The 317-nt window shown below is 56.2% G+C and carries 1 pseudogene; it reads right to left on the minus strand.

Annotated elements, in window-relative coordinates:
• Nucleotides 1–288 (minus strand): annotated as a pseudogene (locus tag Q4563_RS18295) (YebC/PmpR family DNA-binding transcriptional regulator); the annotation flags it as partial.
• Nucleotides 289–317: the final 29 nt, after the last annotated feature.

Consider the following 317-nt stretch of genomic DNA (forward strand, 5'->3'; position numbering starts at 1 on the left):
GATCAACACCATGGCCCCACCCGGAGCAATGCCTTCGTACAACGCGGGCTGGAAGTCTTCGCCCGTGCCACCGTTGGCTTTGTCGATGGCCTTCTCGATCACGTGGGTCGGTACCTGGTCTTTCTTGGCCCGATCGATCAGGGAACGCAACGACAGGTTTGCCGATGGGTCGGTACCGCCCGCCTTGGCGGCTACATAAATTTCACGGCCATACTTGGAGTAGACCTTGGTTTTTGCCGCGGCCGTTTTGGCCATGGATTCTTTCCGGTTTTGATACGCTCTGCCCATGGGAATCAGTCTTTTCTTGGGTGAATAAG

Source organism: Gilvimarinus sp. 1_MG-2023, assembly GCF_030548285.1.